The sequence below is a fragment of the Gordonia jinghuaiqii genome (assembly GCF_014041935.1).
Taxonomy (GTDB): Bacteria; Actinomycetota; Actinomycetes; order Mycobacteriales; family Mycobacteriaceae; genus Gordonia; species Gordonia jinghuaiqii.
Genome location: NZ_CP059491.1, coordinates 3,234,737 through 3,260,465 on the forward strand (window position 1 = coordinate 3,234,737; position 25,729 = coordinate 3,260,465).

Below are 25,729 nucleotides of genomic sequence, written 5' to 3' on the forward strand. Positions count from 1 at the left end.
GATGAGCGTCCGCGAGTCCCCGCGTGCGACCTACCGTCTCCAGCTCCACGGCGACTTCGGGTTCGCCGATGCCGCAGCAGTTCTCGACCACCTCGTCGACCTGGGGATCAGTCACGTCTACCTGTCCCCCATCGGCACGGCGTCGGCGGGTTCGACGCACGGCTACGACTGGCTACCACCACCGGCGGTGGCTCCGGCGCTCGGAGGCATCGACGGTCTCCGCGAATTGCGCTCCGCGGCAAAGGAGCGCGGGCTGGGCCTGATCATCGACATCGTGCCCAACCACACCGGTGTGGCCGACGTCCTGGCCAACCCGTGGTTTGCCGATCTGCTGCGCCACGGCCCTCGTTCGGCCTACGCCGCCTACTTCGACGTCGACTTCAGCGACGACAACGGCGTCGACGGGAAGATCGCGTTGCCGGTCGTGGCCGCCGACGGTGATCTGAGCCCGCTGCGGATCGACGACGACGGAAATCTGCGCTACTACGACCACGCGTTCCCGATCGCGCCCGGCACCGAGGGCGGCACGGCGGCCGATGTCCATGCGCGCCAGCACTATCGCCTCGTGCCGTGGGACAGCGGACTCATCGGGTACCGGCGATTCTTCACCGTCAACGAGCTCGCCGGACTCCGCCAGGAAGACCCGCAGGTCTACGACGCGACCCACGCCTGGCTCCGAGAACTTCTCGCCGCCGAGCTGATCGACGGTGTGCGTGTGGATCATCCGGACGGACTGTGGGATCCGCAGGCCTACCTGCAGCGGCTCCGCGCCGACGTGGGTGAGGACCGACTGATCTACATCGAGAAGATCCTGGCGCCCGACGAGCCACTCGAACCGACACTCCCGGTGGAGGGAACGACGGGCTACGACCAGATGCGGGTCATCGACGCGCTGTTCGTCGCGCCCTCAGGGATCGTGCAGCTGACCGAGCTCCATGAGCGGATCACCGGGGAGACCGGCGACGCGCGCTGGATCGAGGCCGCCGAGCACCAACGCAAACTGACCACCCTCCGCGACGCCTTCCCCACCGAACTCCGTCGCCTGGTCCGCGCCGTCACCCGCTCCGACCCGTCCGCCGATGCCGATGCGACTGCCCAGGCGTGCGCCGAACTCATCGCGACGCTGGGCGTGTACCGCGCAGATTATCCGTCACTGCGACCACGTCTCGTCGCCGTCGCCGAGCGGATCAGCCGCGAACACCCCTCTCTCGCAACGGCTCTCGACACCGTCGTCCGTGCGACGGCCAGTCCCGGCGCGGCCACGTCCCGTCTCGCCCAGACGTGCGGTGCGGTGACCGCGAAAAGTGTCGAGGACAGTCTCTTCTACCGGACCGCCCGACTCGTCTCCGCGCAGGAGGTCGGCGGTGACCCGGCCAACCCGACCCTGTCGCTCAACGCCTTCCACGAGCACAACACCGGACGAGCCCGCCTGTGGCCGCTGGCGATGACCGGGACGTCGACCCACGACACCAAACGCGGCGAAGATGTCCGCGCCCGCATCGCACTGCTGTCCCAGGTACCCGAGCGGTGGGCGCTACTCGTCGAGCGCGTGTGGCAGGACACCGACGTCCCCGACGACCTGTCCGGTTACTTCCTGCTGCAGAACATCTTCGGCGTGTGGCCGACCGACGGGACGGTCACCGACGAGTTGCGCACGAGGCTCGTCGACTACGCCCGCAAGGCGAACCGCGAGGCCGGTCTGCGTACCACCTGGACCGACGTCGACGAGCAGTTCGAGGCGGCGGTCGACACCTGGATCGTGCAGGTCACCACCGGTCCGGTCGCCGCGGCGATCACCGAACTCGTCGAACGAGTCCGGCCGGCGTGGGAGCAGGAGGCCTTGGCGCGCAAGGCACTCGCCCTCCTGGGGCCCGGAGTTCCCGACATCTATCAGGGCACCGAATGGTGGGAGGACTCGCTCGTCGATCCCGACAACCGCCGCCCGGTGGATTTCGGGCGGTCCCTCGACCACCCGAAGACCGAGCTCGTGCGTACCGCACTGGGAGTGCGTGCCGATCGGCCCGAGGCCTTCAGGGCGCCGAGCACCTACACCCGACTGCACTCCGACGGCCCCGCATCCGATCACGTCGTCGCCTTCACCCGGGGTACCGCGGAAGCGGCCTCGGTGGCGGTGATCACGGCACGGTTCACCCACAGCCTCGACCCCTCGGCTGCGGAGGCGACCGTGATCCGGTTGCCTGCAGGTGTCCGGTGGCGAGATGTCCGAAGCGGTGCCGTGTACGACGACACCGTCGACCTCGGTACCGCCCGGCGCGACAACCCGGTGGCAGTCCTCGTCCGCGACGAGTGACCCCCACCGGCCGTCGGCGTTCCTCAGCCTGCCGGCGCCGGTGCGGGTGCCTGGGTCTGGGGTACCGGCGCGCCGCCCGCACCGGGCAACGACTGCGTCGGATCGATCTGACCGCTCGGGCTGCCCGGCGGGCCGTCGACGTTGGACACCAGCCACTTGCCGTCGACCTTGCTCAGGTCCAGCCGGAACACCATCAGACTGGTGCCGCCGGTCGGCAGTTTGACGCTGCGACCGGTCACCTCGGCCATCACGACGGTCTTCGCGGAATCCTTGTCGACCTCTTCGACGGCGACGACGCTGATCTTCGAGGACACCTGGATCTTGAGCGACTCCACGTTCTGCTCGGTGTCGACACGTTCCTGCTCGAGACGCGTGCGCAGTTCACCGGTGGACAACGGACCGAGCAGTTCCTTCGAGCTGCCCGCGTTCTCCTCGTTCAGCGTGGTGACCAGCTTGGTCACGAACTCCGAGGAGGCCGTCTTGGCGTCGGCGAACGCGGTGGCCTCGCGGTCCAGCGTGTACGTCCGCCACCCGAGGAAGGCGACGAGCGCGACGAGCACGACCGCCACCACGCCGACGAGCACCCGCTTGATCCCGCGCCCGGTCACGGTGAGCGAGAACTCCTTACCACCGGCCTTGTCATCGGCGGTACCGACCGAGGAGCCTGCGGCACCGGACTTCTCGTCGCCCACACCGGCCTTGTCGTCGGCGGCACTCGCCTGGTCGTCGATGTCACTCGTCTTCGACATGCTCACCGACGATCCGGAACCGGTGCGGCGGGCCGACTTCCCACGCGGCGCTGCCGGCGTGTCGACGGATGTCTCGGTCACGCCCGGCGCGTCGTTCGTGTCCGGTGTGGCGTCGGTTTTCTCACGGTCAGTCATCTACAGGTCACGCAACTTGTCTGTCGTTGTTCTTCTGGCGGCCGCGGTCTGTCGAGCGGCCGTCATTTGTCCAGCGGCCGTCATTTGTCCAGCGGCACCGTGCGGGCGTTCGGGTCGTAACCCGGTGGCGGCCCGGCGGTGTCGTCGCCCGGCGGTCGTGGGGCATTCGCCGAACCGCGGATCTGCTGGCGCGGATCCTCGGTCACACAGTACAGATTGGTCGGGATGGTCAGCTCCAGGATCTGGGTGGGCCGACGCGGGGTGACCGGGTAGTTGCAGCTCGGGCGCGGATAGACCGAACCGAATGCCCACCACGCACCGTCGTGGAACATGGCGAGGCTCTTGACACTCGCGTCGCGGATCGCCGGCAGAAGCGTCGCCAGTGCCGGGGCGCGCAACGCACCCTGCTGGGCGATGTCGAGGAACTGCTTCATCACGTCGGTCACCGGGTCGGTGAGCTGGTTGATGGACCCGGCGAGGCTGGTGAACTGCGCCGGGCCACGATCGAGCAGCGTGCGGAGCTCGGTGTCGGAGGCCGCCGCAGAATTGATCAGCGCACTCAGCGACGACACGGTGCCGCCGAAGTCCGGCTGGATCTGTGCGGTGGTCTTGAAGACGGTGCCGGCGTTCTGGATCAGCTTGGTGGTCTCGGGAAGCGCGGTGTACAGATCGGCGAAGATCGTGCCGCCGGCGTCGAAGATCACCTCGAGATCGTTGGTGCCGTTCTCGGTGTTGAGCGCGATGTTCAGATTGTCCACGGCCGAGCGGAGTTTCGCGGGGTCGATCTGATCGATCAGCTCGAGTGAGGACTCGAGCAGCTGGGAGAACGGAACGGTGACCTCGGTCTGACTGGCCTTGATCACGTCGCCGTTCTCCAGGTACGGACCCTCCGAGGTCGACGGTTGGAAGTCGACGTACTGCTCACCCGCAGCCGAGAGTCCGAGGGCTGCGACCACGGTGTTGCGGTTGATCTTGTACCGGTCGTCGACCGTCACCGTCACCTCGACCGAATCCGGTTGCACCCGAACCGTGTCGACATCACCGATGCGGGCACCGCGCAGGGTCACCCCCGAGGTCTCCTGCAGGCCACCGGAGATCGGGAACTGGATGGTCAGGGAGTACTTGTCCGCGAACGGCTCCCATCGGAGGACGCCCAGGGACAGGTAGCCGAGTCCGACGACCATGACCAGCACGAGTCCGATGTTGCCGACGAGTACCGAATTCCTGCGCAGTACGCCGAATATGCCGCTCATCCGCAACACCCCCTCGTTCCGGTGAGTCTGGCCAGCAACCGGGCGAGCGTCTGTTGTAGTGCGGCAGAACCCTCGTCGATGTCCTCGACCTCGGGAAGCCTGCTCGCCGAGTCGAATCCGACGCCCGGGTTGAGCCAGTACACCTTGGCCGAGACCGCCGCGGCACTGCCCGGCGTCGCCTTGATCCACTTGGGTGTCAGTGTGTGCAGGTTGTCGGCCAGCGAGCCGAGCGGTCCGGCGGCCTGACGCAGCCCCGCCATCACCGTCGACAGGTGCCCCAGCATTTCCACCAGGTTGTCCTGATCGGTGTCGAGGAAGTCGTTGGTGGCCGCGGTGACCTGTTGGGTCTTGCTCAGGGTGGTGAGGATCTGCCCGATCTGCCCGTTCAGCGACGCGAGCGCCGGACCGAGTTTGTTGATCGACGCCATGATCTGCGCCCGCCCGTCGGCGAGCTGACCGGTCAGGACCCGGGTGTTGGCCAGCGACCGGTCGACCTGTGCCGAACTGGAATTGAGCTTACGGATGCCGGTCGTGAGTCCCCGGATGGCTCCCGCGAGGTCGTCGGGATTGGTGGCGACCGCGCTGCTCAGCTCGGTCAGGATGATCGTCAGCGAGTTCAGCGAACCGCTGTCGACGACGCCACTCATGCTGATGAGCAGATCTTCGACGGTCGCCGCCGCCGACGTCGGGCCGGTCAGGGTGTCCCCGTCGACCATGAAGCTCTCCTGGGCGCCCGGCGGCGGGAGCAATGCGACGAACACGTCGCCGAGTGGAGTCGCCTGGCGCAGTTCGGCTCCCGTACCGACAGGCAGCCGGACGGCCTTGCTGACGTCCATCGTGACGATGGCGGCGTAGTCCTTGGCGACGATGTCGGTGACCTGACCGACGTCGGTGCCGTTGAGCTTCACCTTGGCCCGGGTGGGCAGGTTGAGGGCATTGTCGAAGTCCGCGTTCAGCCGGATCGACTCCCCGAGACCACCGGGTGCGGGCAACGGGATCTGTTCGACGGTGAGCCCCGGCAGGAGTCCACAGCCGGTGAGTCCCATCAGCGCGGCCAGCAGCACCGCGAGGACACCCCCGCGGCGAAAGCCCCCACCGCGCTGGGTCTCGGCGCCGACCGAGCCCGGCCGGCCGGGCCGGCGCAGGGATGCGCTTGTCGCCGCTCTCATTTCGTCAGCTCCAACATGCCCGAGTAGATGCCGAGGTCTGGACCCATGTCCTTGAGCTTTCCGGTACGGCAGCCGTCCTTCTGCAGGTTGATCGCTTCACAGAACTTGGCGAGCAGCTCGTTGTCGACGAGGGACTTGTCCAACAGCACCTGCGCACGCCACGCACCCTGCTCGGCCGAGACGGAGTTGCTCAGGTTCTGGAACAGAAGCGGTGCCACGTCGATGGTCTCCACGACCTGCCGCGAATAGTCGCCGAGGTTGGCGGTCAGCGCGGCGAGCCGGTCGAACGAGACCGAGATGGTGTTGGTGTTGTTCCGCAGGAACTCGGTGGTGTTCTGCAGCGTCGCATTGAGGTTGCGCAGCGTGGCGACCAGACCGGGCGACTGCGCCCCCAGCAACTCCGAGACCTGGTTCAGCGAGTTCGAGAACTCGGTCATCTTGGGGTAGTTCCGCACCAGCGTCGTGGTCAGACCCTCGATGGTCTCGATGATGTCGACGAGTGCGTCGCTGTTGCCCGCCACCACATCCGACGCCGAGCCGAGTTCTTCGAGCGCCGCCCTGATCTCCTCACCGTTGCCGGTGGCGATGCCCGAGGTGATGTCGATCATGTCGGCCAGCGGGCCGGGTCCGGGCCCTTCGCCCTTCAGCGATACGACGAGCCCGTCGATCGCGTCGAACAGCTCACCGACCGACACCGGACTCTTGGTCTCCTTGATGACCGAGCCGTCCTCGAGTTTCGGACCGCCCTCGTAGGCGGGCGACAACTCGACGTGCCGGGTGGTGACGATCGAGGTGTTCACGATCGCCGCCGTCGCGTTGGCGGGCACGGGGACTCCGTCGTCGATGGTCATCGTCACCTTGACCCGCTCGCCCTGCGGCTCGACGGAGGTCACCTGACCGACCGGCATGCCCAGTACTGCGACGTCGTTGCTCACGTAGAGGCCCGCGACACTATCGAAGTAGGCGGTGACCTCGATGGCCTGGCCGAACGCCGCCTTCCAGCTGCCCGGGATCATCGAGCAGCCGGACAGGCCGACGACGCCGAGCAGCGCCACACCCGCGAGCAGGACCGAGCGACGCAGCCGGTCAGTGTTCTTCCGCGAGTTCAGCATCCGTCCACCACCCGCGCCAGGCACAGCCAGTTGTCGGGGAAGATGCCCCACGGTAGGTAACCGTTCGCATAGGGACCGTCGCCGAGGATGTTGTTGGTCATGCGCGCTGTCACCGGCAGGATCTCCAGTAGTTTGCGCAGGTTGTTCCGGTTCTTCTCCAGACCCTGCGTGATCGTGTTCAGGTTGGCCATCAGCGGCGCGAACTGGTCCGCGTTCTCACCGGCGACGGCGCTGGCCTGCTCGGTGAGCTCGGCGATCCCGTCGAGCATCCGGGTCACCAGATCCTCGCGGGCGGTGATCTTCTGGGTCAGGTCTCGTCCCTGTCCGACGATCACCGCGAGCTGCGCCTGGTTGTCGTCGACGATCGAGGTGATCGTCTTGGTGTCGGCGATCAACTGGTTGATCTGGTCCTTGCGGTTGGTGATGACCTCCGACATCTGCGTGAGCGCCTCGAACGTCGGCCGGGTGATCGCGGGAACCCCGGCGAGCTGACGGTTCAGTGTCCGGATGCTCTGCGAGAGGGTCTGATCGTCGATCCCCGTCAGGATCGGCGCCCCCTCCTCGATGGTGCGTTGCAGGTCGTAGGGCACCGCGGTGCGTTCGATGTGACCGTCGGGTGCCTCGTCGGGCGAATCACCCAGCGACAGATCGATGTAGCGCTGACCGAGCAGCGTCGACATCTTGATCTCGGCCGCACCGTTGGCGGTGACCTTCACCTCCCGGTCGACCTTCATGGTGATCGCCACATGATTGCCCGCGAGTCGGGTGTCGGTGACCTCACCGACGTCGATACCGGCGACGCGGACCTTGTCCCCCGGCCGGACACCGCCCGCCTGGGCGAAGTCCCCGGTGAGGGTCTGCTTGCCGAGGTGGGCGCCCGCCAGCGTCGTGACCCCGAGCAGGAGCGCGACGATGACGACGGCACCGATCACACCGGTCCAGATTCGTCTGTTCTTCCGGAAACTCTTGCGGAACCAGCTCATCGACACACCACCGAGTGATTCGTGCCGCCGATCTTGTTGAAGATCCCCGGCGGGAGCAGGACGTCGCCGATCGCGACGTCGAGATCGCACGCGTAGATGTTCAGGTAGGCACCCTCGCCGAGAACGAGCGGGAAGTGGCCGAGGAAGATCGGGGCGTCGACGGCCATCCGATCGAGTCTGGTCCCGTTCTGGATGAGCGTGTTGGTCGCGATCCGGCCGTCGGTTGCCGCGTCGGCCAGGCTGTCCCGGCTCTGGCTCAGCACGTCGGCGAATCCGCTTGCGGTACGCCCGATGTCGGCGACCGCCCCGCCGAACGCGGCGGAGTTGGAATTGAGGTTCGCGATCAGCGCGGACATGGACTCGATGACCGTGCCGAGCTGGCCGCCCTGACGGGACAGATCACGCATCACCGTGCTCAGATTGCCGATGATCGCGCCCAGCACGACGTCGCGGTTGGCGGTGTCCTCGGCGAGACGCCCGACCTCGGCGACGGTGTAGCTCAACGACACCGAATTGCCCTGGAATGCCTCGAGGAGGCCCTCCGAGAGTGCGTTCACCTGGTCGGGACTGAGGGTCTCGAACACCGGCTGGAATCCGGCGAGGAGTTTGGTGACGTCGAACGAATCCTCCGACGGCAACTCCAGCGTCGATCCGGGCTTCAGCGGCTTGCTGTCCTTGCCCTCGGCCAGCGTCAGGTTGAGGTATCGCTGGCCGATGAGGTTCTGATAACGGATCGCGGCCTGCGTGTTGGTGAGGACCTGCTGATCGTTCTGCACCTCGAAAACCACGCGCGCGCGGCCGTTGTCGAGTTCGATCTCCTGAACGCGGCCCACTCGGACACCGGCCATGCGCACGTCGTCGCCGGTGTTGAGCCCGGACACGTCGCCGAAGTAGGTCGCGTAGGTGTTCGTCGTACCCGACACCGAACGCTCCAGCGTCGAGAAGATGACATAGGTGACCAGCATCGCGGCGATGCCGAAGATGGTGAATCCGATCAGCGGTTTGCGGATCGAGCCTGAGGCCGCGCTCATCGTCCCCCTCCCTGGCCGGCAGGCGCGCCTGCTTCACGCGCGTCGAGTGATTGGATCAGTGGTCCGAGCATGATCGTGTCGGCCGCGGACGGTGTCCGGCGCAGGACCGCACCGAGGGTCTTGTTGTCCGCGTCGGTCGTCACCATGCCCACCGGCCGGTTCTTGCGCATGCCGTCGGAGGGATAGATCTGCAGCGGGCCCGACATCGTCGGCCCGGTGCCGGTTCCCGGTCCGACGCACCCCGGACCGCGGAGGGTGCCGTAGGGCCCACCGTCGTACACCGGGCAGTTCTGCCGGGTGTAGCGGACGAAGGCGCCGAAGCTGACACCGATGTTGAGCTGCGGGCGGCCGTTGGTGCCGGTGAAGACGGTCAGCACCCGCGCCGCCAGGTTGTTCAGCGCGATCACCGCCTGCGGCAGCGAATCGGGTTCGAGCACCGTCGCGCCGAGCATCCGGTTGAGGTCGGAGACGAGTCGCTGACCGCCGTTTCCGTTGCGGGCGAACAGCAGCTGGGTCTGATCGAGCAGCGCCTGTCCACCCGACAGCAGAGCCGACAGGTCACGTTGCTTCTCGGCGATGGTGACCGCCGGGATCACGCTGCGGCCCAGCGCGTCGAGCAGCTGCGGCGCGGACTGTGACAGACCGGTGATGGCGTTGTCGAAGTTGTCGAACCCGGGCGGGTCACCCGCGGGGAACTGGTTGTTGATCGAGTCGAAGTAGTTCCGCAGCACACCGACGAACGACCCGAACACCGCGCCGCCGCCCTTGAGTGCGTCGGCGATGGTCGCGAGCACCTCGGCGAGGTCCTCCGGCGGCACCGCGTCGAGGATCTCGCGCAGCTCGTTCTGCGCGTCCTGCAGCTTGATGGTTGCGAGGGATGTGTCGGCCGGGATCACCGCCCCGGCGGCGAGCCGGTCCGCGCCCACCTCGGCAGGCTTGACCAGCTCGACGGAGTTGACGCCGAACAGGTTCGACGGCACCGTCCGAGCGGTCACCGACGCCGGGATGCCCTCGGCCTGTGTGGGCTCGATGTCGATGCCCACCTTCTTGATCAGCTTGGTCGCATCGGCCTGACCCGCGTCGTCGACGGCGATCGACTTCACCGTGCCGACGATGAGCCCGTTGTAGCGGACATCGGCGCCCGAGGTGAGACCGTCACCGACATCGACCAGGTCGGCGCTGACGGGCACGGTCTTGCTGAACGTGCCCTGGTAGCGCATGAACAGCAGCACGAAGATGACCAGGAGGACGAGCAGGAAGGCCACACCCCGCAGGACGTATTGCAGCATCGAGGGATTACGTCCGTCGGTCGCGATGTTCACGGTGTCCCCCTCATCCCGAGATCTTGATCCCGGGCGAGGTGCCCCAGAACACGAGGGTCATGACCAGGTTCGCGAACACGATGACGATGATCGCGAGTCGGATGGCATGTCCGGCAGCAACTCCCACTCCTTCGGGTCCGCCTGAGGCGAAGTAGCCGTAGTAGCACTGGATGAACGTCGTCAGCAGGACGAAGACGATCACCTTGATGAACGAGAACACCATGTCCCAGGAGACGAGGAACTGGTTGAAGTAGTACAGGTAGGTGCCCTCGCCCTGCCCGCTCTGCACCATGAACATGAACTGGCACGCGAGGTAGTTGGCGGCCAGCGACACCGAGTACAGCGGCACGATCGCCAGGACCGCGGCGCTCATGCGGGTGGTGACGAGATACGGCAGTGGCCGGATCGCGATGGCTTCGAGGGCGTCGATCTCCTCGGCGATCCGCATCGAACCGAGCTGGGCGGTGAACCGGCAGCCGGACTGTGCGGTGAATGCGGTCGCCGCGAGCAGCGGCGCGATCTCGCGTGTGGTCGCGAAGGCCGACAGGCCACCGGTCACCGGTGACATGCCGAGAAGGTTGAGTGCGGTGTATCCCTCGATGCCCACCGTCGCGCCGCCCATGATCCCGAGGATCACCATGACGCCGACAGTCCCGCCGCCCACGACGATGGCGCCATTGCCCCACGCCACGTCGGCCAGCAGGCGCCAGACCTCTTTGCTGTAGTGCCGGAACGCGAGTGGGACCGCAACGATGGACCGGACCAGGAAGGTGATGAGGTGGCCCATCCCCGCGAGTGCGTTGCGCGGACCGCGGTACAGCCCCTTGGCCGCCTCGACCGGTTTCAGTGCTGCGGGCACATACCGTGACGCGGTCATCTCACACCACCTTCGCCGGGAAGAGGATCGCGAACAGCTGGGTCAGGATGACGTTCACCGTGAACAGCAGCAGGACCGAGTTGACGACCGCCGCGTTCACGGAATTGGCCACGCCGGAGGGGCCGCCCTTGGTCGAGAGGCCGCGATCGCAGGCGACAATCGCCACGATCGCGCCGAATATGACGGCTTTGGCCAACGCGAACATCAGGTCCGCGGTGGTCGCGAAGGACGCAAAGGTGCCGGTGTAACTACCCGGCGTCCCTCCCTGAAAGTAGACGTTGAAGACATAGCCGGTGATGAAACCGACGAAGCAGACGAACCCGCAGAGCAGAAAACTGACCACCATGGTGGCGAGCAGGCGCGGGGAGATGAGTCGCTCGATGGGGTTGACGCCCATGACCTTCATGGCGTCGATCTCGTCGCGGATGGTCCGCGATCCGAGGTCCGCGGCGATCGCCGACCCGACCGCTCCGGCGAGGAGGAGCGAGGTGACCAGCGGCGCACCCTGCCTGATCACGCCGAGGCCGGTGGCCGCACCGGAGAACGAGGTGGCTCCGACCTGACCGGCGATGTTGGACACCTGGATCGAGACGATCACGCCGATCGGGATGGCGACGAGCAGCGTCGGGAACACCGATGTGCTGGCCATGAAGGCGCACTGCCGGATGAACTCCCCGAACGGGAAGCGTCGCTTGGCGATGTCGACGAACAGCGTGCGGAACACCTCGAGGAACATGCCCAGCTGGCGCCCGAAGGTGTCGAACGAGGCCACGACGTGGCCGTCGAACCACGACCGCACCGCACCCGGCCTCTTGCGACCGGCCTCCTCGTCATCCGAGGTGACTGCGTTTGTGCTCAATCCCTACCCTTGCGTCTCGGCTTACCCGTTCACCGACCGTCAGGTTTCGATGCCCGTGAGCCGTAGCGACTCACTCTCACCGTCTCCGCGGATCTACTTCGCGTGCCCCCCATGGGCAGGAGTGTCGCCGTAATATACCCCGCTCTCGATTCCGATTGTGTGCGGCCTCACACTATCGCGCGACTGCAGCTTCCCCGGTGTCGACATACCTTGCTTGATGTGACGAATCGACCGGCCGCTCCGACCGATGCCCAGAGCACCATAACTTGGTCAGCAGACCAACGGAGACGAAACCTACCACTTCGTTCCAATGTGATGGCGTTTCGTCCGCCACGATCGATCGGCGAGGTACGCGTGTGGGCACCCGGCGCCGAGACCGTGGCGCTGGTCGTGCGGCCCGCCGGGACCGATTCGCACACTGACTCCATCGCGATGGATCGCGCGGACGGCGGGTGGTGGCAGGTCGGTCAAGCGCCCGCCGGCACCGAACGCGCCGGGGCGAGTGCCGATCTGCGTTACGGGTTCTCCATCGACGGCGGGCCTGTCCGTCCGGACCCCCGTTCCGTACGGCAGCCCGACGGCGTCCACGCGATGTCGGCACTGTTCACCGTCGACGAGACGCTGTGGACCGACGCCGAGTGGGCCGGCCGTGATGTCCACGGTGCCGTCGTCTACGAGTTGCACCTGGGCACCTTCACCCCCGAAGGGACGCTCGACTCGGCCATCGACCGGCTCGATCATCTCGTCGACCTCGGGATCGACCTCGTGGAACTGATGCCGGTCAACGCCTTCAACGGCCCGCACAACTGGGGATACGACGGCGTCGCCTGGTATGCGGTGCAGGAGAGTTACGGCGGACCGGCGGCCCTGGCCCGCTTCGTCGACGCCTGCCACGGCAAGGGACTCGGGGTCGTGCTCGACGTCGTCTACAACCACCTCGGCCCGTCGGGCAACTATCTGCCCGAATTCGGGCCCTACCTCAGCGAGGGCGCGACGTCGTGGGGAGCGTCGGTCAATCTCTCCGGACCGGACTCCGACGAGGTCCGCGCCTTCATCGCGGGCACCGCGCTGCGCTGGTTCACCGAGTTCCACATCGACGCCCTGCGCCTCGACGCGGTGCACGCGCTCGCCGACCATCGGGCCGTTCACATCCTCGAAGAACTCGCGGCCGCGACCGACGCGCTGTCGGCGGAGCTCGGGCGCCCGTTGTCGCTGATCGCCGAGAGCGACCTCAACGATCCGCGGATGATCCTGCCGCGCAGCGTCTGCGGGCTGGGGCTGGCCGCCCAGTGGGACGACGACATCCATCACGCCATCCACACCCTGGTCTCCGGTGAACGACAGGGCTACTACAGCGACTTCGGCAGCTACGACTGCCTCGCGAAGGTCCTGACCGGCGGGTTCTTCCACGACGGCACGTACTCGTCGTTCCGTCGCCGGTGTCACGGCCGCCCGATCCCGACCGACACCGTGCCCGCGGCGGCACTACTGGCCTACACCTGCAACCACGACCAGGTGGGCAACCGCGCGATCGGCGACCGGCCGAGCGCCTACCTCGACGGTGGTCAGCTCGCCATCAAGGCCGCCCTGGTCCTGTTGTCCCCCTTCACCCCGATGCTGTTCATGGGCGAGGAGTGGGCTGCGGCAACACCTTTCCAGTTCTTCACCTCCCACCCCGAACCGGAGCTCGGCCGCGCCACCGCCGAGGGTCGCAAGTCCGAGTTCGCCGAACACGGCTGGGACAGCGACGATGTGCCCGATCCGCAGGATCCCGGGACGTTCGAACGATCCAAGCTGGACTGGTCGGAGCTCGACCGGCCCGACCACGCCCGGGTTCTCGAGTTCTATCGGGCGCTGATCACATTGCGGAAAGCCGTACCCGCGCTTGTAGATCCGGCGTTCGTGTCGGTACGCGTCGAATTCGACGAGACGGCAGGCTGGTTCGCGATGCATCGCGGTGACTGGTCGGCGGTGTGCGTGCCCGGCGAGACACCGGTCACCATCCCGTTCGGATTGGACGTCCGATTGTCCTGGGAGCCGGTCGAATCCGCCGGCACGGGCGGCCTGATCTCACCGGGTCACAACGTGGTCGTCGGGGTGCGCGCGGCGGGGTGACGGTGCCTCGCCTGGCCTCGATCGCTGCGCTCGGGTACCCCCGGAGAGCTGACGTCAGGTCAGGTCAGGTCAGGTCGGTCAGGTCAGGTCAGGTCAGGTCAGGTAGGCGTACGCCGGCGAACCCGGCTCGAGGCGTTCGCAATCCAGACGTGAGCGCGACATGCGTTCCATCAGGCCGCCGAGTCCGTCGCGATGACCCAGTTCGACACCCACGAGTGCGGCACCGGTCTCGCGGTTGTTGCGTTTGACGTACTCGAAGAGGGTGATGTCGTCGTCGGGGCCCAGAACCTCGTCGAGGAACCGGCGCAGCGCGCCCGGTTCCTGGGGGAAGTCGACGAGGAAGTAGTGCTTGAGCCCCCGGTGAACCAGCGATCGTTCGATGATCTCGCCGTACCGAGAGACGTCATTGTTGCCGCCGGACACCAGGCACACCACGGTCGAACCGGCCGGCAGACGGAGTTTGTCCAGGGCGGCCACCGCCAGGGCACCGGCGGGTTCGGCGATGATTCCCTCGTTCTGGTACAGCTCCAGCATCGCCGAGCAGATGGCACCTTCGTCGACGTGTGTGACGAGCGCGGATCCCGGTACCGGTGCGGTCGGCTCATCGGGCAGCACCCGGACCGCCGGGTTCCGGCTGATCTCGGCGAAGACCGGATGGTCGGTCACCGACGCGCCGATCTCCGACATCACCTGGTGGCCGATGCTCCCGATCCGCTTGACCGCCGCACCGTCGACGAACGGGTCGATCTCGGCCAGGGTCACCGGCCCCCCGTTGACGAGAGCAGCACCCAGCGACACCGCTCCGGTCGGCTCGACGCCGATGATGGTGGTCTCCGCGGACAGTCCACGGAAGTACGTCGCCATGCCGGCCAGGCACCCGCCGCCGCCCACCGGAGCGATGATGACGTCCGGCACGCCGCCGAGCTGTTCGACGATCTCGCGCGCGATGGTTCCCTGCCCGGCGGCGGTCCGCGGGTCGTCGAAGGCATGAATCCACGCCGAGCCGGTGCGCATCACGTCTTCCTGGGCCGCGGCAGCAGCCGCGTCGTAGGTCTCCCCGACCGCTTTCAGTTCGACGTAATCGCCGCCGTGCCAGGCGATCCGGTCCCGCTTCTGTTTGGGCGTGGTGGTCGGGACGTAGATCCGCCCGGGCACCTTCATGCTCTTGCACGCGAACGCGACGCCCTGGGCGTGATTGCCGGCGCTCGCCGCCACCACACCGCGTGCCAGCTCCTGCTCCGACAGCTGCGCCATCACGTTGTACGCGCCGCGCAGCTTGTACGAGCGCACGGCCTGCAGATCCTCGCGCTTGAGGTAGATCTCGGCGCCGGCCACGGCCGACAGTCGCGGACAGGCTTCGAGTGGGGTGCGCGCCACAGCCTCGGCGATACGGATGGACGCGGCGTCGATCGCCTCGACGGACAGGGCCGTCTCCTGGGCGGGATCGTGCTGGTCAACCGAAGCGTGGTGCGTGTTCACGCCTGCCATGGTCTCACTGCGGACGCCGGTTGCGTCGGCCCGGGTTGCGTTGCCCGCCGTCATCGCGATACGGCGAAGCCGCCCGTCGGCGCGGGCGAAGGCGTATCACTGGAAGGGCGTGAGACCGAAAAGCCTCGGAATCGGGTAGAACACCCGCGCCGCCGCCCCAGACGAACTTGCGGCAGCACCACAGCCACCTCACTCGGGAGCAGCCATGACATCTCGCCGCATTTCCCACCCTGGTCCTTCTTCTCGGCGCGGTCGGCGGATTTCCCGGCTCGCGGCCGTCGCCGCGGCCGCGGCCCTGGCAGTCGGCCTCGCGGCTGCCGTCGAGCCCGCACCCGCGAATGCGGCGCCGACATGTCCGGGGGCCGGACAACCGGCGCGCCTCGTCGGCGTCGTGCCCGGTGCGGCACTGGAAGGGCTGACGGTCGACGCCGCGGGACGTCTGTACACCACCGACCTGATCTCGGGCCGGGTGTATCGGCTGACCAGGCCGGGCGCTCCGGCCGTGCCGATCGCCACCGTGCCCGGCGGAAACGGCGCCGGTGGGCTCGCGTGGACCCCCGGCGGCACCCTGCTGGTGGGTTACGGCGCCGATCCGCGGGTGTTCGTCGGTGACGCCTTGCGCCACGCATCGATCGCGCGCCTCGACGTGAACACCCGTGCCCTGCGGCCCTGGGTCACCGGGTTGTCCGCAGCCAACGGCATGGATGTCTCGGCCCGCGGAAATGTGTACGCCACCAACGACTTCGGAAACCTCATCGGGCGCGTGTCCCCGAACGGCGCGGTGCAGGCGGCCTGGGGCTCGTTGCCGAGCGCCAACGGCGCGGTCCTCGGTCGGGGCGACGGCTGGCTCTACGTGTCGCGAACGTTCGTGAACCCGGGCGTCAGCCGCATCTCGACGACCAACCCACGGGTGGTCCAGAGCCTGCTCAGCGTGGGTGCGCCGTCGACTCCGGACGGGCTGACACTGGACTCCCGCGACCGGCCGGTCGTGCCGTTCAACGCGACCGGCGAGATCGTGCGTATCACCTCACCGGGAAGCTACTGCGTGCTCGGCTCCGGGCTCCCGACGTCGAGCGTGCTGTCCTACGGCCGAGGCGATCGTGGCTTCTCCACCGGGCGACTGTTCCGGGCCGGATTCGACGGCCGGATCTATGAGATCCCGGGTGGGTTCGACGCAGGCGCGGTCGCGGCCTTCCCGGGCAGGTAGCGCTCGCCCCACCAGACGGCGAGCACGGTCACGGCCGTCACCCAGGCGGTGAACTGCGGCGATCCGAAAGCCAGCAGGCTCAGGAGTGCGACCGCCAGCCCGGCGACCACCGCGTGAGCCTTGCGTGCGGGCCAGCGAACTCCGAAGACGTCGACCGTGCGTGCGGGCCGGTGCGCGGGGCGATACGGGTCGACATCGAACACTGTCGTCATCTCGAACACTCCTTCGCCGGTCGCATGTACTGGACGTGTCGTCGAGTATAGCGGCCGGCGAAGGAAAATGTTCGGTGCGCCGAACTTGTGGTGACGGCGAACTGAACAGCTCAGCTCAGGCAGCTGGGGCCCAGCAGCGCCTTGAGGTCGCCCATCAGCGCCGAGCTCGGTGCGACGCGTAGCGACTCGGTCAGCTTGAGCTGCGTCTGCCGCTTGTCGCTGACGAGGGTGACGTGCACGTCGGCCATACCCGGGTGGCGGGTCAGCACCTGCTTGAGCGCCTGGACGCGATCGGGTGTGCACAACCTCGCCGACAAGGTCAGCGCGACCGGCTTGGTGGCTCCGGCCGTTTCCAGATCGGGCACGGCGAGGTCGTTCGCGCTGATCATCATGCTGTCCTCGCGCAGGTTCACCCGCGCCTTGATGAGGACGATGTTGTCGGCGACGATGTCCATCCCGTACGCGGTGTAGGCGCGCGGGAAGAAATAGACCTCGACACCGCCGACCATGTCCTCGAGCGTGACCGCGGCCCAGGGCTCGCCCTTCTTGTTCACGCGGCGGGTCACCGAGGAGATGATGCCGCCGATGGTGATCTGTGCACCGTCGGCGACATTGCCCTCGAGCAGGGTGGTGATCGAGGTGTCGGTGTGGGCGGCGATCGCGTGCTCGACGCCGCTGAGTGGATGCCCGGAGACGTAGAGGCCCAACATCTCTCGCTCGATGGCGAGCTTGTGTTTGGTGTCCCATTCCTCCTCGGGAACCCTGACCGCGAAGACCTCGGCCATCGACTCGTCGGCGCCTCCGGCGTCGCCGAAGAGGTCGAACTGGCCGATTGCTTCGGCCTTCTTGGTGCCGATCACCGATTCGACGGCCTCGGCATGGACGAGGAACAGTCCCTTGCGCGGGTGGCCGAGCGAGTCGAACGCCCCCGCCTTGATCAGCGATTCGGTGACCTTCTTGTTGCAGGCGGTGACGTCGATCTTGCCGAGGTAGTCGGAGAAGTTGGTGAACTTCCCCTTCTCCTCGCGCGCGGCGATGATCGAGCCGACGACGCCGGACCCGACGTTACGGATGGCCGCGAGGCCGAAACGGATGTCTTTGCCGACGGCGGCGAAGTTGCGCTGCGACTCGTTGACGTCGGGTGGGAGCACCGTGATGCCGAGCTTGCGACAGTCGGCGAGGTAGATCGCCGCCTTGTCCTTGTCGTCACCGACCGAGGTGAGCAGGCCTGCCATGTACTCGGCCGGGTAGTTCGCCTTGAGGTAGGCGGTCCAGAAGGAGACGAGGCCGTAGCCTGCGGCGTGCGACTTGTTGAACGCGTACCCGGCGAAGGGCAGGACCGTGTCCCACAGCGCGGTGATGGCCGCCTGGGAGAAGCCGTTGTCGCGCATGCCCTGCGCGAAGCCCTCGTACGCGTCGTCGAGGATCTCTTTCTTCTTCTTGCCCATCGCGCGACGCAGCAGGTCGGCCTGTCCGAGGGAGTAGCCGGCGACCTTCTGCGCGATCTGCATGATCTGCTCTTGGTAGACGATCAGGCCGTAGGTCTCGGACAGGATCTCCTTGAGCGGTTCCTCGAGCTCCGGGTGGATCGGCCGGATGTCCTGCAGACCGTTCTTGCGCTTGGCGTAGTCGGTGTGCGCGTTCACACCCATGGGACCCGGCCGGTACAGCGCGAGGACGGCGACGATGTCCTCGAATCCGGTGGGCTGCATCATCTTCAGGAGTTCACGCATGGCCGCGCCGTCGAGCTGGAACACGCCGAGCGTGTCGCCGCGGGCGAGCAGTTCGTAGGTCTTCTCGTCCTCTAGCGGCAACGCGTCGAGATCGAGGTCGATGCCCCGGTTGAGCTTGATGTTCTCCAGCGCGTCACCGATGACGGTGAGGTTGCGCAGACCCAGGAAGTCCATCTTGAGCAGCCCGATGGCCTCACACGACGGGTAGTCCCAGCCGGTGATGATGGCGCCGTCCTGCGCGCGCTTCCACACCGGGATCGCGTCGGTCAGCGGCTCCGAGGACATGATCACCGCACAGGCGTGCACGCCCGCGTTGCGGATCAGACCCTCGAGTCCGAGGGCGGTGTCGTAGATCTTCTTGACGTCGGGATCGGTCTCGATGAGCGTGCGGACCTCGGTGGCCTCGCCGTAGCGCTCGTGCTCGGGGTTGGTGATACCCCAGACCGGGATGTCCTTGGCCATGATGGGCGGCGGCAGGGCCTTGGTGATGCGGTCGGCGATCGCGAAGCCTGGCTGACCGAACTGGACACGTGCCGAGTCCTTGATCGCGGCCTTGGTCTTGATGGTGCCGAAGGTGATGACCTGGGCGACCTTGTCGCTGCCCCACCGCTCGGTCGCGTAACGCACCATCTCGCCGCGACGACGATCGTCGAAGTCGATGTCGATATCGGGCATCGACACACGCTCGGGGTTGAGGAATCGCTCGAAGAGCAGTCCGTGCGGGATCGGGTCGATGTTGGTGATGCCCAGCGCCCAGGCGACCAGCGAACCGGCAGCCGAACCACGGCCCGGACCCACGCGGATGCCGACCTCGAGGGCATGGCGGATCAGGTCGCCGACGACGAGGAAGTAGGCCGGGAAACCCATCTGGATGATGACGTCGAGCTCGTAGTTGGCCCGGTCCAGGTACTCCTGCGGCACCTCGGCGCCCGGGAACCGGCGCTCCTTGAGGCCTTTCGCGACCTCCTTGCGCAAGAACGTCTGCTGGGTGTCGCCCTCGGGCACCGGGAAGACCGGCATGCGATCGCGGTGGGTGAAGACGTCCTCGTACGACTGGACCCGCTCCCCGATCTCCAGGGTGTTGTCGCACGCACCGGGGACCAGCGAATCCCACTGCTCGCGCATCTCGGCGGCGGACTTGAGGTAGTAACCGTCACCGTCGAACTTGAAGCGTGTCGGGTCCGAGAGGGTCTTGCCGGTCTGCACGCACAGCAGCGCCTCGTGGGCGGCCGCATGTTCCTTGGTGACGTAGTGGCAGTCGTTGGTGACGATCGGCTTGATGCCGAGCTTGCGGCCGATGTCGAGCAGGCCGTCGCGCACCCGGCGCTCGATCTCGAGGCCGTGCTCCATCAGCTCGAGGTAGAAGTTCTCCGGACCGAAGATCTCCTGCCACTTCGCGGCCGCCTCGAGCGCTTCACGGTCGTGACCGAGACGCAGGCGGGTCTGCACCTCACCCGACGGGCAGCCGGTGGTGGCGATGATGCCCTCGGCGTGTTCGGCGATCAGGTCGACGTCCATCCGCGACCACTTGCCGAGCTGCCCCTCGATCGACGCCAGCGACGACAGCTTGAAGAGATTGCGCAGACCGGTCGCGTTCTCGGCGACCATCGTCATATGGGTGTACGCACCCGAGCCGGAGACGTCGTCGCTCTTCTGGTCGCGGGTGCCCCACTGGATCCGTTTGGTGTCGAATCGCGAACCGGGCGCGATGTAGGCCTCGATCCCGATGATCGGCTTGATGTCGTTCTTGATCGCGGTGTTGTAGAACTCGCTGGCGCCGAACATGTTTCCGTGGTCGGTCATGCCGATCGCGGTCATCCCCAGGCGCTTGGCCTCGGCGAACAACGGTGACACCTTGGCCGCACCGTCGAGCATGGAGTACTCGGTGTGGTTGTGCAGGTGTACAAACGAGTCCGTCACTGTGCCTCTTCTGTGGATGTCGGGTGGCCGGTTCGGGTGCGAAGATGTCTGGTTCGGGGTGTCTGGATCGGGTGTCTGGATCGGGTGCGCCGGCCCGCCGGAGGCGGCCATCCGGCGGACGAGTCGGGGTCCACTCTAGGCGCGCGCACCGACACGTCAGGCGAGCCACTCCGGGCCGTGACGAATGGGACAGCTGTGACAGGATGCCCCCTCGCTCACGGTGCCCTCCGGCGCCGGTGTTCGATGCCGTGCCGGTGTTCGATGCCGTGCCGGTGTTACAGCGCCACCGCGAACACGATGCCGATCAGGATCAGCAGCGCCACCGCGACGATCGCCAGCACCACCGGCAACCGATTCGACCCGCCGGCCGGTCGGCCGCCCCGCCCCGCGGGATTCGGACCGGCGGGAGGAAACCCGAAGCGATCGGCACCGGGCACCCCCGGGCCGGGCGGCCTTGCACCGCCGGCGGCCCGCTCTGGGGAGACCTGCCCGGCGGCCCGCAGGTGGTCGTTGGTCTGTCGGCGCGTATTCGGCGGCGGGTGCTGCCACACCATGGGGTCGGCACCCGTGGCGGGCCGTGAACTCGGACGCTTCGGTGTCGCCTGCTGCGTGACGTCGTGTGCCGGACCGGCCGGTCGGGGTCGCGCGGGTCTGGGTGGCGCGGACTTGGATGGCGCGGGTCTGGATGGCGCGGACTTGGATGGCGCGGACTCGGGTGGCGCGGGCAGGGGCGGCGCCGCGCGGGATGCCGCCGGCCTGGGCGTGGCCCGATGGGTCGGGGCATGAGGGTCGGCCCGCAGGGGTTCGGCACGGGAAGGTTCGGCCCGAAAAGGTTCAGCGCCGGGTGGCTGGGCACGGGAAGGTTGCCGTCGCCCGCCCGTCGGGGGCGTGAGACCGCGGACCGTCTCGGCGTCGGGGCCGAAAGTCGACTCGGTGCCTGGATCGAAGGTCGACTCGGCGCCTGGGTCGACGGCCGACCGGGGCCGGACGCGTCGCAGGCTCGTCGCGAGCGCGTCGGCGAACGCCCGGCAGTTGGCGAACCGTTCCTCGGGCGACTTGGCCATCGCCTGCGCGATCACCTCGTCGACGCCCGGCGGCAGACCGGGCACGAGGCCCGATGCGCGCGGCACCGGCTCCTTGAGGTGCGCACCGATCACCGCGCCGTTGTCCCGGTCGTCGAAGGGCACGCGTCCGGTGAGCAGGTGAAAGGTGGACGCCGCCAGCGAGTACTGGTCGGTCCTGCCGTCCAGGCGCCTGCCCATGAGCTGTTCGGGTGAGGCGTAGGACAGGGTCGCCAGGACCGTGCCGACCGATGTCAACGCCTCGGTCTCGTCGGAGATCTTCGCGACGCCGAAGTCGGTCAGCAGGACCCGCTGTTCCTCGTCGGACGACTCGTCGTCGACCTCGGCGAGGAGGATGTTGGCCGGTTTGATGTCCCGGTGGAGCAGTCCGCGCCGGTTGGCGTGGTCGATTCCGCGGGCCACCCCGGAGACGATATGGGCCACGCGGTGCGGCGCGAGCGGGCCCTGAGCGGCCAGTTCACGTGCACAATCGGTACCCGGCACATACTGCATCGCGATCCACAGCATGTCCGCCTCCCCGCCCCCCGAAGCGGTCGGGACGCTCGCGCGGCCGCGGTTGAAGACGGTGACGATGTTCGGATGGTCGAGCGTCGCGGCGACCTCGGCCTCGCGCAGGAACCGGCGCCGGAAGTTGCTGTCGGTCAGGCCCGCCGAGGCCTTGAGGACCTTGAGGGCGTCGTAGCGCGGTAGCTCCGGGTGGCGGGCGAGGAACACCGCGCCCATACCGCCACTGCCGAGTACCCGTTCGACGCGGTACCCGGCGACGAGAGTTCCCGGCTCGAGCACCCCCTCAATCTAGGCGAGTTCGGCGAGTATGTCGCCCACAAGGGGCCGAACGAATGCCCTGGTCCGGCGGTGTCGGCTCAGGTCTCGCGCAGAAGGTCGAGGGCGTGCTGGAGATCCGCGGGGTACTCGGTGGTGAACTCCACCTGGCGGCCGTCGGCCGGGTGGGCGAAGCCCAGCGACCGCGCGTGCAGCCACTGCCGCTCGAGACCCAGTTTCTTCGCGAGGACCGGGTCGGCGCCGTAGGTCGGGTCACCGCAGCACGGGTGGTGCAGCGCCGAGAAGTGCACGCGGATCTGATGTGTGCGACCGGTTTCGAGGTGGACGTCGAGCAGCGACGCCGCCGCGAACATCTCGAGGGTGTCGTAATGGGTGATGCTCGGCTTGCCGTTCGAGGTGACCGCGAACTTCCAGTCGTTGCTGCGCGAGCGACCGATCGGGGCGTCGATCGTTCCCGACGACGGATCGAGGTGGCCCTGGACGAGTGCGTGATAGCCCTTGTCGACGGTCCGCTGCTTGAACGCGCGTTTGAGCAGGGTGTAGGCGCGCTCGGAGACCGCCACGACCATGACGCCCGAGGTCCCGACGTCGAGCCGGTGAACGATGCCCTGCCGCTCGTGGGCGCCGGAGGTCGAGATCCGGAAACCGGCGGCGGCGAGCGCGCCGATGACGGTCGGGCCGCTCCAGCCCACCGACGGGTGGGCGGCGACGCCGACGGGTTTGTCGACCACGACGATGTCGGAGTCGTGGTAGATCACCTCGAGGTCTTCGACCGGTGTCGGCTCGACGCGCAGCGGCTGGTCCGGCTCGGGCAGGGTGACGTGCAGGAAGGTGCCGGCGGCCAGTTTGTGCGACTTGCCGACCACGACCCCGTCGACCATCACGTCGCCGTCCTCGGCGAGGGTGGCGACGACAGTGCGGGACAGACCGAGCATGCGCGACACCCCGGCGTCCACGCGCATCCCGTCGAGCCCGTCGGGCACTGGGAGGGAACGTGATTCACGCATGCGCGCCGCCTTCGGTGGTGTCTACGCCGTTCGTGCGGCGATCCTGGTCAGGGTGTGGGTTGTCGGGGTCTCGACGGGCTGCCCAGCCGGTGCGAGTGCCGTCGTAGTCGTAGCCGAGCGCCGACAACACGACCAGCAGGACCGCACCGCACACCACGGCCGAGTCGGCCACGTTGAACACCGGCCACCACCCCACCGAGACGAAGTCGACGACGTGGCCCTGCAGCGGCTGGGGAGCACGGAAGATCCGGTCGACCAGGTTGCCGACGGCACCGCCGAGGACCAGCGCCAGACCGACGGCCCACCACCACGACTTGAGGCGGCTGCTGTACCGGATGATGACGCCCACGACCACCAGCGCGATGATCGAGAGCACCCAGGTGTAGCCGGAGGCCATCGAGAAGGCGGCACCGCTGTTGCGGACGAGGCGAAGCGTGACCACGTCGCCGATGATCTCGACCGGACGTCCGGGGACGAGCGTGGCCACCGCGATCGTCTTGGTCAGCAGATCGAGCGCGAGCACCACCAGCGCGATGCCCAGTACCGCCACGGTCACCTGCGAGATCCGGCGACGGGTCGTCGGGACGCGGGACTCCTGGGAGTCGGCGGTGCTGTCTGAGTCGGCAGGCCGGGAGGCGGTGCCGCGCGGATCCTCGTGCTCCGGATCCGGCTGGGGTTGGTCGTCCACACCGGTCATTGTCCACGACCCGTGGAATACCCTGGCTACCCGTGTCCCCGCGTGCCCGTGTGATCCGGTCCCTTGTCTCCTCGTTCGCGGTGGCCGCCGCGGTGTCCGCGCTGGTCGCGGGCTGCTCGTCGGAATCCGACGACGCCGGTGCGCCGAATACGGCGTCCGCCGGCGGGTGTGCCGCCGAGTCGCCGTCCCGTGCCGCCGGGGCGACGCCGGTACCGATCGCACCGGCGACGGTGACGGTCCTCGGGGCCGGCGACGGCGAGCGCCGCGTGGCCACCGCGGCGCCTGATGTCGCATCCGCGCAGTCGGTGACCCTCGTGACGACATCGCAGGTGGCGTCGCCGGGAAGTTCGGATGCGCAGACGGTCGAGACACCGCTGACGGCGCGGTTCGGGTGCACCGAGAAGTCCGATCTCGAACTCGACCTCGGCACCGTGACCTCACCGGACACGGGTTTGACCGAGCAGCTCGCGGCGATGGGCGGCACCAAGGCCGGCATCACGCTGGGACCGGGACTGGCGCCGGTGTCGCTGCGGCTCGCGCCGGCGGCGGACGCGGGCGAGGAGGCGCGACTGGCGCTCGAGCAGTCTCTGGTGGCCGCGCTGAACACCGCGATCGTGCTGCCCACCGAACCGATCGCGGTGGGTGCCTCCTGGCGCAGCGAGCGTGTGATCGCCGCCGCGGCCACGGTCACGCAGTCCATCGAGGCGCGACTCACCGCGTGGGAGGGCGACCGGCTCACGATCGAGTTCACCGCGGAGGAATCACCGGTCAACTCGGTGTTCGCGATCCCCGGGAGCGCCGACACCCTCACGATCAGCCGGTACAGCAATACCGGCGAGGGCCGGGTCACGGTGGATCTGAGACGCGGGCTCCCGGTGGCCGGCGAGGCGACCTACCGGGGAGCCCGCGAATTGGTCGGCGCGGACCCGGCCCGCCCGCTGTTGCAGCGGACCGGGTTGTCCGTCACCTGGCGTTGAGCTGTCGCTTCACCCGACGTGGAGGCTCAGCTCGCGGGGGCGCACATCTTGCTGTCGACCTGGTACAGCCCGAGCAGGTTGCACACGGTCTCGTTGGACAGCTTCCAGCGGCCCTTGTCGTAGACGATCGTCGACTCGGCGTTGGTCGGCGGGTTACCGGCGGTCTCGATCCGGACCTTGACGCGGGCCTTGTTGGGGCCGGCGCTGATCACCGGGTTGACCAGGACCCAGTCGACATCGGCGTTCTCCGCGCGCGCCTTGACGAGCTCGTCGAAGATGGCCGGATCCTTCTCCGAACCCTGCACGAACTGGATCTTCTCCGCGCGCGGGATGTCCGGGTCGACGGCCTGGTCGACCATGTCGTTGAGCACCTTGATCGACGGCGGCTTGCTGCCGTTGGTGATCTCGGTGCCGTCGCCGCCACCGGCTGCGGTGTCGGCGCTGGTCAGGGTGGGCGCAGGCGGCGCGTCGCTGTCGTCACCGCCGCAGGCGGCAACCGTGGTCATCAATGCCGCCGCGATCATGGTCGCGCCTAGAAACTTCCGATACTTCAACGATCTCCCTCACTGTGTTCATGGGCGGTGGGGCGCGCGGTCAGCGCTCTCCCACCTCGATGACGAACCTGGCCGCCGGTAAACCGGCGACAGCCTCCACCACTATGCCAAACGACGGGGGCTCCGGCCCTGGCACCGATCGGCACGCTCCCG

At 67.7% G+C, this 25,729-nt stretch carries 20 protein-coding genes; 4 read left to right on the forward strand and 16 right to left on the reverse strand.

Features of this window, described 5'->3' with window-relative positions; genetic code table 11:
* Position 1 precedes the first annotated feature (1 nt).
* Positions 2-2,311, forward strand: coding sequence for a malto-oligosyltrehalose synthase (treY, locus tag H1R19_RS14380; protein ID WP_219849379.1), 2,310 nt, complete (start codon positions 2-4; stop codon positions 2,309-2,311).
* Between the two features lie 23 nt (positions 2,312-2,334).
* Here treY and H1R19_RS14385 read toward each other — a convergent pair whose 3' ends face one another.
* From H1R19_RS14385 to H1R19_RS14425, 9 genes are all read right to left on the reverse strand, one after another.
* Positions 2,335-3,195, reverse strand: a complete 861-nt coding sequence (locus H1R19_RS14385) for a hypothetical protein (protein WP_219849380.1) — start codon at positions 3,193-3,195, stop codon at positions 2,335-2,337.
* Between the two features lie 80 nt (positions 3,196-3,275).
* Positions 3,276-4,448: an MlaD family protein gene (locus H1R19_RS14390; protein WP_188327869.1), complete on the reverse strand. Its 1,173-nt coding sequence runs from the start codon at positions 4,446-4,448 to the stop codon at positions 3,276-3,278.
* Positions 4,445-5,617, reverse strand: coding sequence for an MlaD family protein (locus H1R19_RS14395; protein ID WP_188327868.1), 1,173 nt, complete (start codon positions 5,615-5,617; stop codon positions 4,445-4,447). Before H1R19_RS14395 ends, H1R19_RS14390 begins: the two co-directional genes overlap by 4 nt.
* Positions 5,614-6,729: an MCE family protein gene (locus tag H1R19_RS14400; protein WP_188327867.1), complete on the reverse strand. Its 1,116-nt coding sequence runs from the start codon at positions 6,727-6,729 to the stop codon at positions 5,614-5,616. The genes H1R19_RS14395 and H1R19_RS14400 overlap by 4 nt, the downstream gene beginning before the upstream one ends.
* Entirely contained in the window at positions 6,723-7,712 is a 990-nt protein-coding gene (locus H1R19_RS14405) for an MCE family protein (protein ID WP_188327866.1), read from the reverse strand. Before H1R19_RS14405 ends, H1R19_RS14400 begins: the two co-directional genes overlap by 7 nt.
* Complete coding sequence (locus H1R19_RS14410; RefSeq protein WP_188327865.1) at positions 7,709-8,743, reverse strand: MCE family protein; 1,035 nt, start codon at positions 8,741-8,743, stop codon at positions 7,709-7,711. Before H1R19_RS14410 ends, H1R19_RS14405 begins: the two co-directional genes overlap by 4 nt.
* Entirely contained in the window at positions 8,740-10,065 is a 1,326-nt protein-coding gene (locus tag H1R19_RS14415; protein ID WP_188327864.1) for an MlaD family protein, read from the reverse strand. The genes H1R19_RS14410 and H1R19_RS14415 overlap by 4 nt, the downstream gene beginning before the upstream one ends.
* Before the next feature lie 10 nt (positions 10,066-10,075).
* Positions 10,076-10,942 carry an MlaE family ABC transporter permease gene (locus tag H1R19_RS14420; protein WP_188327863.1) on the reverse strand — a complete coding sequence of 289 codons (867 nt, stop codon included), beginning with the start codon at positions 10,940-10,942 and terminating at the stop codon, positions 10,076-10,078.
* 1 nt (position 10,943) lies between these two features.
* Positions 10,944-11,801 carry an MlaE family ABC transporter permease gene (locus H1R19_RS14425; protein ID WP_188327862.1) on the reverse strand — a complete coding sequence of 286 codons (858 nt, stop codon included), beginning with the start codon at positions 11,799-11,801 and terminating at the stop codon, positions 10,944-10,946.
* Between the two features lie 315 nt (positions 11,802-12,116).
* Between H1R19_RS14425 and treZ the strand changes: the two genes are divergently transcribed.
* Positions 12,117-13,916, forward strand: a complete 1,800-nt coding sequence (gene treZ, locus H1R19_RS14430) for a malto-oligosyltrehalose trehalohydrolase (RefSeq protein WP_219849381.1) — start codon at positions 12,117-12,119, stop codon at positions 13,914-13,916.
* A 93-nt stretch (positions 13,917-14,009) separates the two neighbouring features.
* Here treZ and ilvA read toward each other — a convergent pair whose 3' ends face one another.
* Entirely contained in the window at positions 14,010-15,404 is a 1,395-nt protein-coding gene (gene ilvA, locus H1R19_RS14435; RefSeq protein ID WP_188328048.1) for a threonine ammonia-lyase IlvA, read from the reverse strand.
* A gap of 205 nt (positions 15,405-15,609) precedes the next feature.
* Here ilvA and H1R19_RS14440 point away from each other — a divergent pair, with 205 nt between their 5' ends.
* Positions 15,610-16,611, forward strand: coding sequence for an SMP-30/gluconolactonase/LRE family protein (locus tag H1R19_RS14440; RefSeq protein WP_219849382.1), 1,002 nt, complete (start codon positions 15,610-15,612; stop codon positions 16,609-16,611).
* Here the strand turns inward: H1R19_RS14440 and H1R19_RS14445 are convergent.
* The 5 genes from H1R19_RS14445 to lspA all read right to left on the reverse strand — a co-directional run bounded on the left by H1R19_RS14445 (position 16,554) and on the right by lspA (position 24,036).
* A complete protein-coding gene (locus H1R19_RS14445; RefSeq protein ID WP_219849383.1) occupies positions 16,554-16,823 on the reverse strand; it encodes a hypothetical protein in 270 nt (89 codons plus the stop codon). The genes H1R19_RS14440 and H1R19_RS14445 overlap by 58 nt on opposite strands.
* A 110-nt stretch (positions 16,824-16,933) precedes the next feature.
* The gene (gene dnaE, locus H1R19_RS14450) at positions 16,934-20,476 is read right to left on the reverse strand and encodes a DNA polymerase III subunit alpha (protein ID WP_219849384.1); all 3,543 of its coding nucleotides are present in this window, start codon (positions 20,474-20,476) and stop codon (positions 16,934-16,936) included.
* A gap of 275 nt (positions 20,477-20,751) precedes the next feature.
* A complete protein-coding gene (locus H1R19_RS14455; protein WP_219849385.1) occupies positions 20,752-22,344 on the reverse strand; it encodes a serine/threonine-protein kinase in 1,593 nt (530 codons plus the stop codon).
* Between the two features lie 77 nt (positions 22,345-22,421).
* A complete protein-coding gene (locus H1R19_RS14460; RefSeq protein WP_219849386.1) occupies positions 22,422-23,348 on the reverse strand; it encodes an RluA family pseudouridine synthase in 927 nt (308 codons plus the stop codon).
* Positions 23,341-24,036 carry a signal peptidase II gene (lspA, locus tag H1R19_RS14465; RefSeq protein WP_244970714.1) on the reverse strand — a complete coding sequence of 232 codons (696 nt, stop codon included), beginning with the start codon at positions 24,034-24,036 and terminating at the stop codon, positions 23,341-23,343. Before lspA ends, H1R19_RS14460 begins: the two co-directional genes overlap by 8 nt.
* Positions 24,037-24,077: 41 nt before the next feature.
* Here lspA and H1R19_RS14470 point away from each other — a divergent pair, with 41 nt between their 5' ends.
* Entirely contained in the window at positions 24,078-25,022 is a 945-nt protein-coding gene (locus H1R19_RS14470; RefSeq protein WP_219849388.1) for a hypothetical protein, read from the forward strand.
* A 26-nt stretch (positions 25,023-25,048) separates the two neighbouring features.
* On the opposite strand, the gene H1R19_RS14475 is transcribed toward H1R19_RS14470, so the two are convergent.
* Entirely contained in the window at positions 25,049-25,576 is a 528-nt protein-coding gene (locus H1R19_RS14475) for a WKL family lipoprotein (RefSeq protein WP_483401425.1), read from the reverse strand.
* Positions 25,577-25,729: the final 153 nt, after the last annotated feature.

What these genes read in the sequence shown, in the direction of transcription:
- H1R19_RS14460 (WP_219849386.1), bottom strand. Translation starts at nt 23,348, where the DNA reads ATGCGTGAATCACGTTCCCTCCCAGTGCCCGACGGGCTCGACGGGATG.
- H1R19_RS14420 (WP_188327863.1), bottom strand. Translation starts at nt 10,942, where the DNA reads ATGACCGCGTCACGGTATGTGCCCGCAGCACTGAAACCGGTCGAGGCG.
- ilvA (WP_188328048.1), bottom strand. Translation starts at nt 15,404, where the DNA reads ATGGCAGGCGTGAACACGCACCACGCTTCGGTTGACCAGCACGATCCC.
- H1R19_RS14390 (WP_188327869.1), bottom strand. Translation starts at nt 4,448, where the DNA reads ATGAGCGGCATATTCGGCGTACTGCGCAGGAATTCGGTACTCGTCGGC.
- H1R19_RS14385 (WP_219849380.1), bottom strand. Translation starts at nt 3,195, where the DNA reads ATGACTGACCGTGAGAAAACCGACGCCACACCGGACACGAACGACGCG.
- H1R19_RS14445 (WP_219849383.1), bottom strand. Translation starts at nt 16,823, where the DNA reads ATGACGACAGTGTTCGATGTCGACCCGTATCGCCCCGCGCACCGGCCC.
- treZ (WP_219849381.1), top strand. Translation starts at nt 12,117, where the DNA reads ATGGCGTTTCGTCCGCCACGATCGATCGGCGAGGTACGCGTGTGGGCA.
- H1R19_RS14395 (WP_188327868.1), bottom strand. Translation starts at nt 5,617, where the DNA reads ATGAGAGCGGCGACAAGCGCATCCCTGCGCCGGCCCGGCCGGCCGGGC.
- H1R19_RS14410 (WP_188327865.1), bottom strand. Translation starts at nt 8,743, where the DNA reads ATGAGCGCGGCCTCAGGCTCGATCCGCAAACCGCTGATCGGATTCACC.
- H1R19_RS14405 (WP_188327866.1), bottom strand. Translation starts at nt 7,712, where the DNA reads ATGAGCTGGTTCCGCAAGAGTTTCCGGAAGAACAGACGAATCTGGACC.
- H1R19_RS14400 (WP_188327867.1), bottom strand. Translation starts at nt 6,729, where the DNA reads ATGCTGAACTCGCGGAAGAACACTGACCGGCTGCGTCGCTCGGTCCTG.
- treY (WP_219849379.1), top strand. Translation starts at nt 2, where the DNA reads ATGAGCGTCCGCGAGTCCCCGCGTGCGACCTACCGTCTCCAGCTCCAC.
- H1R19_RS14440 (WP_219849382.1), top strand. Translation starts at nt 15,610, where the DNA reads ATGACATCTCGCCGCATTTCCCACCCTGGTCCTTCTTCTCGGCGCGGT.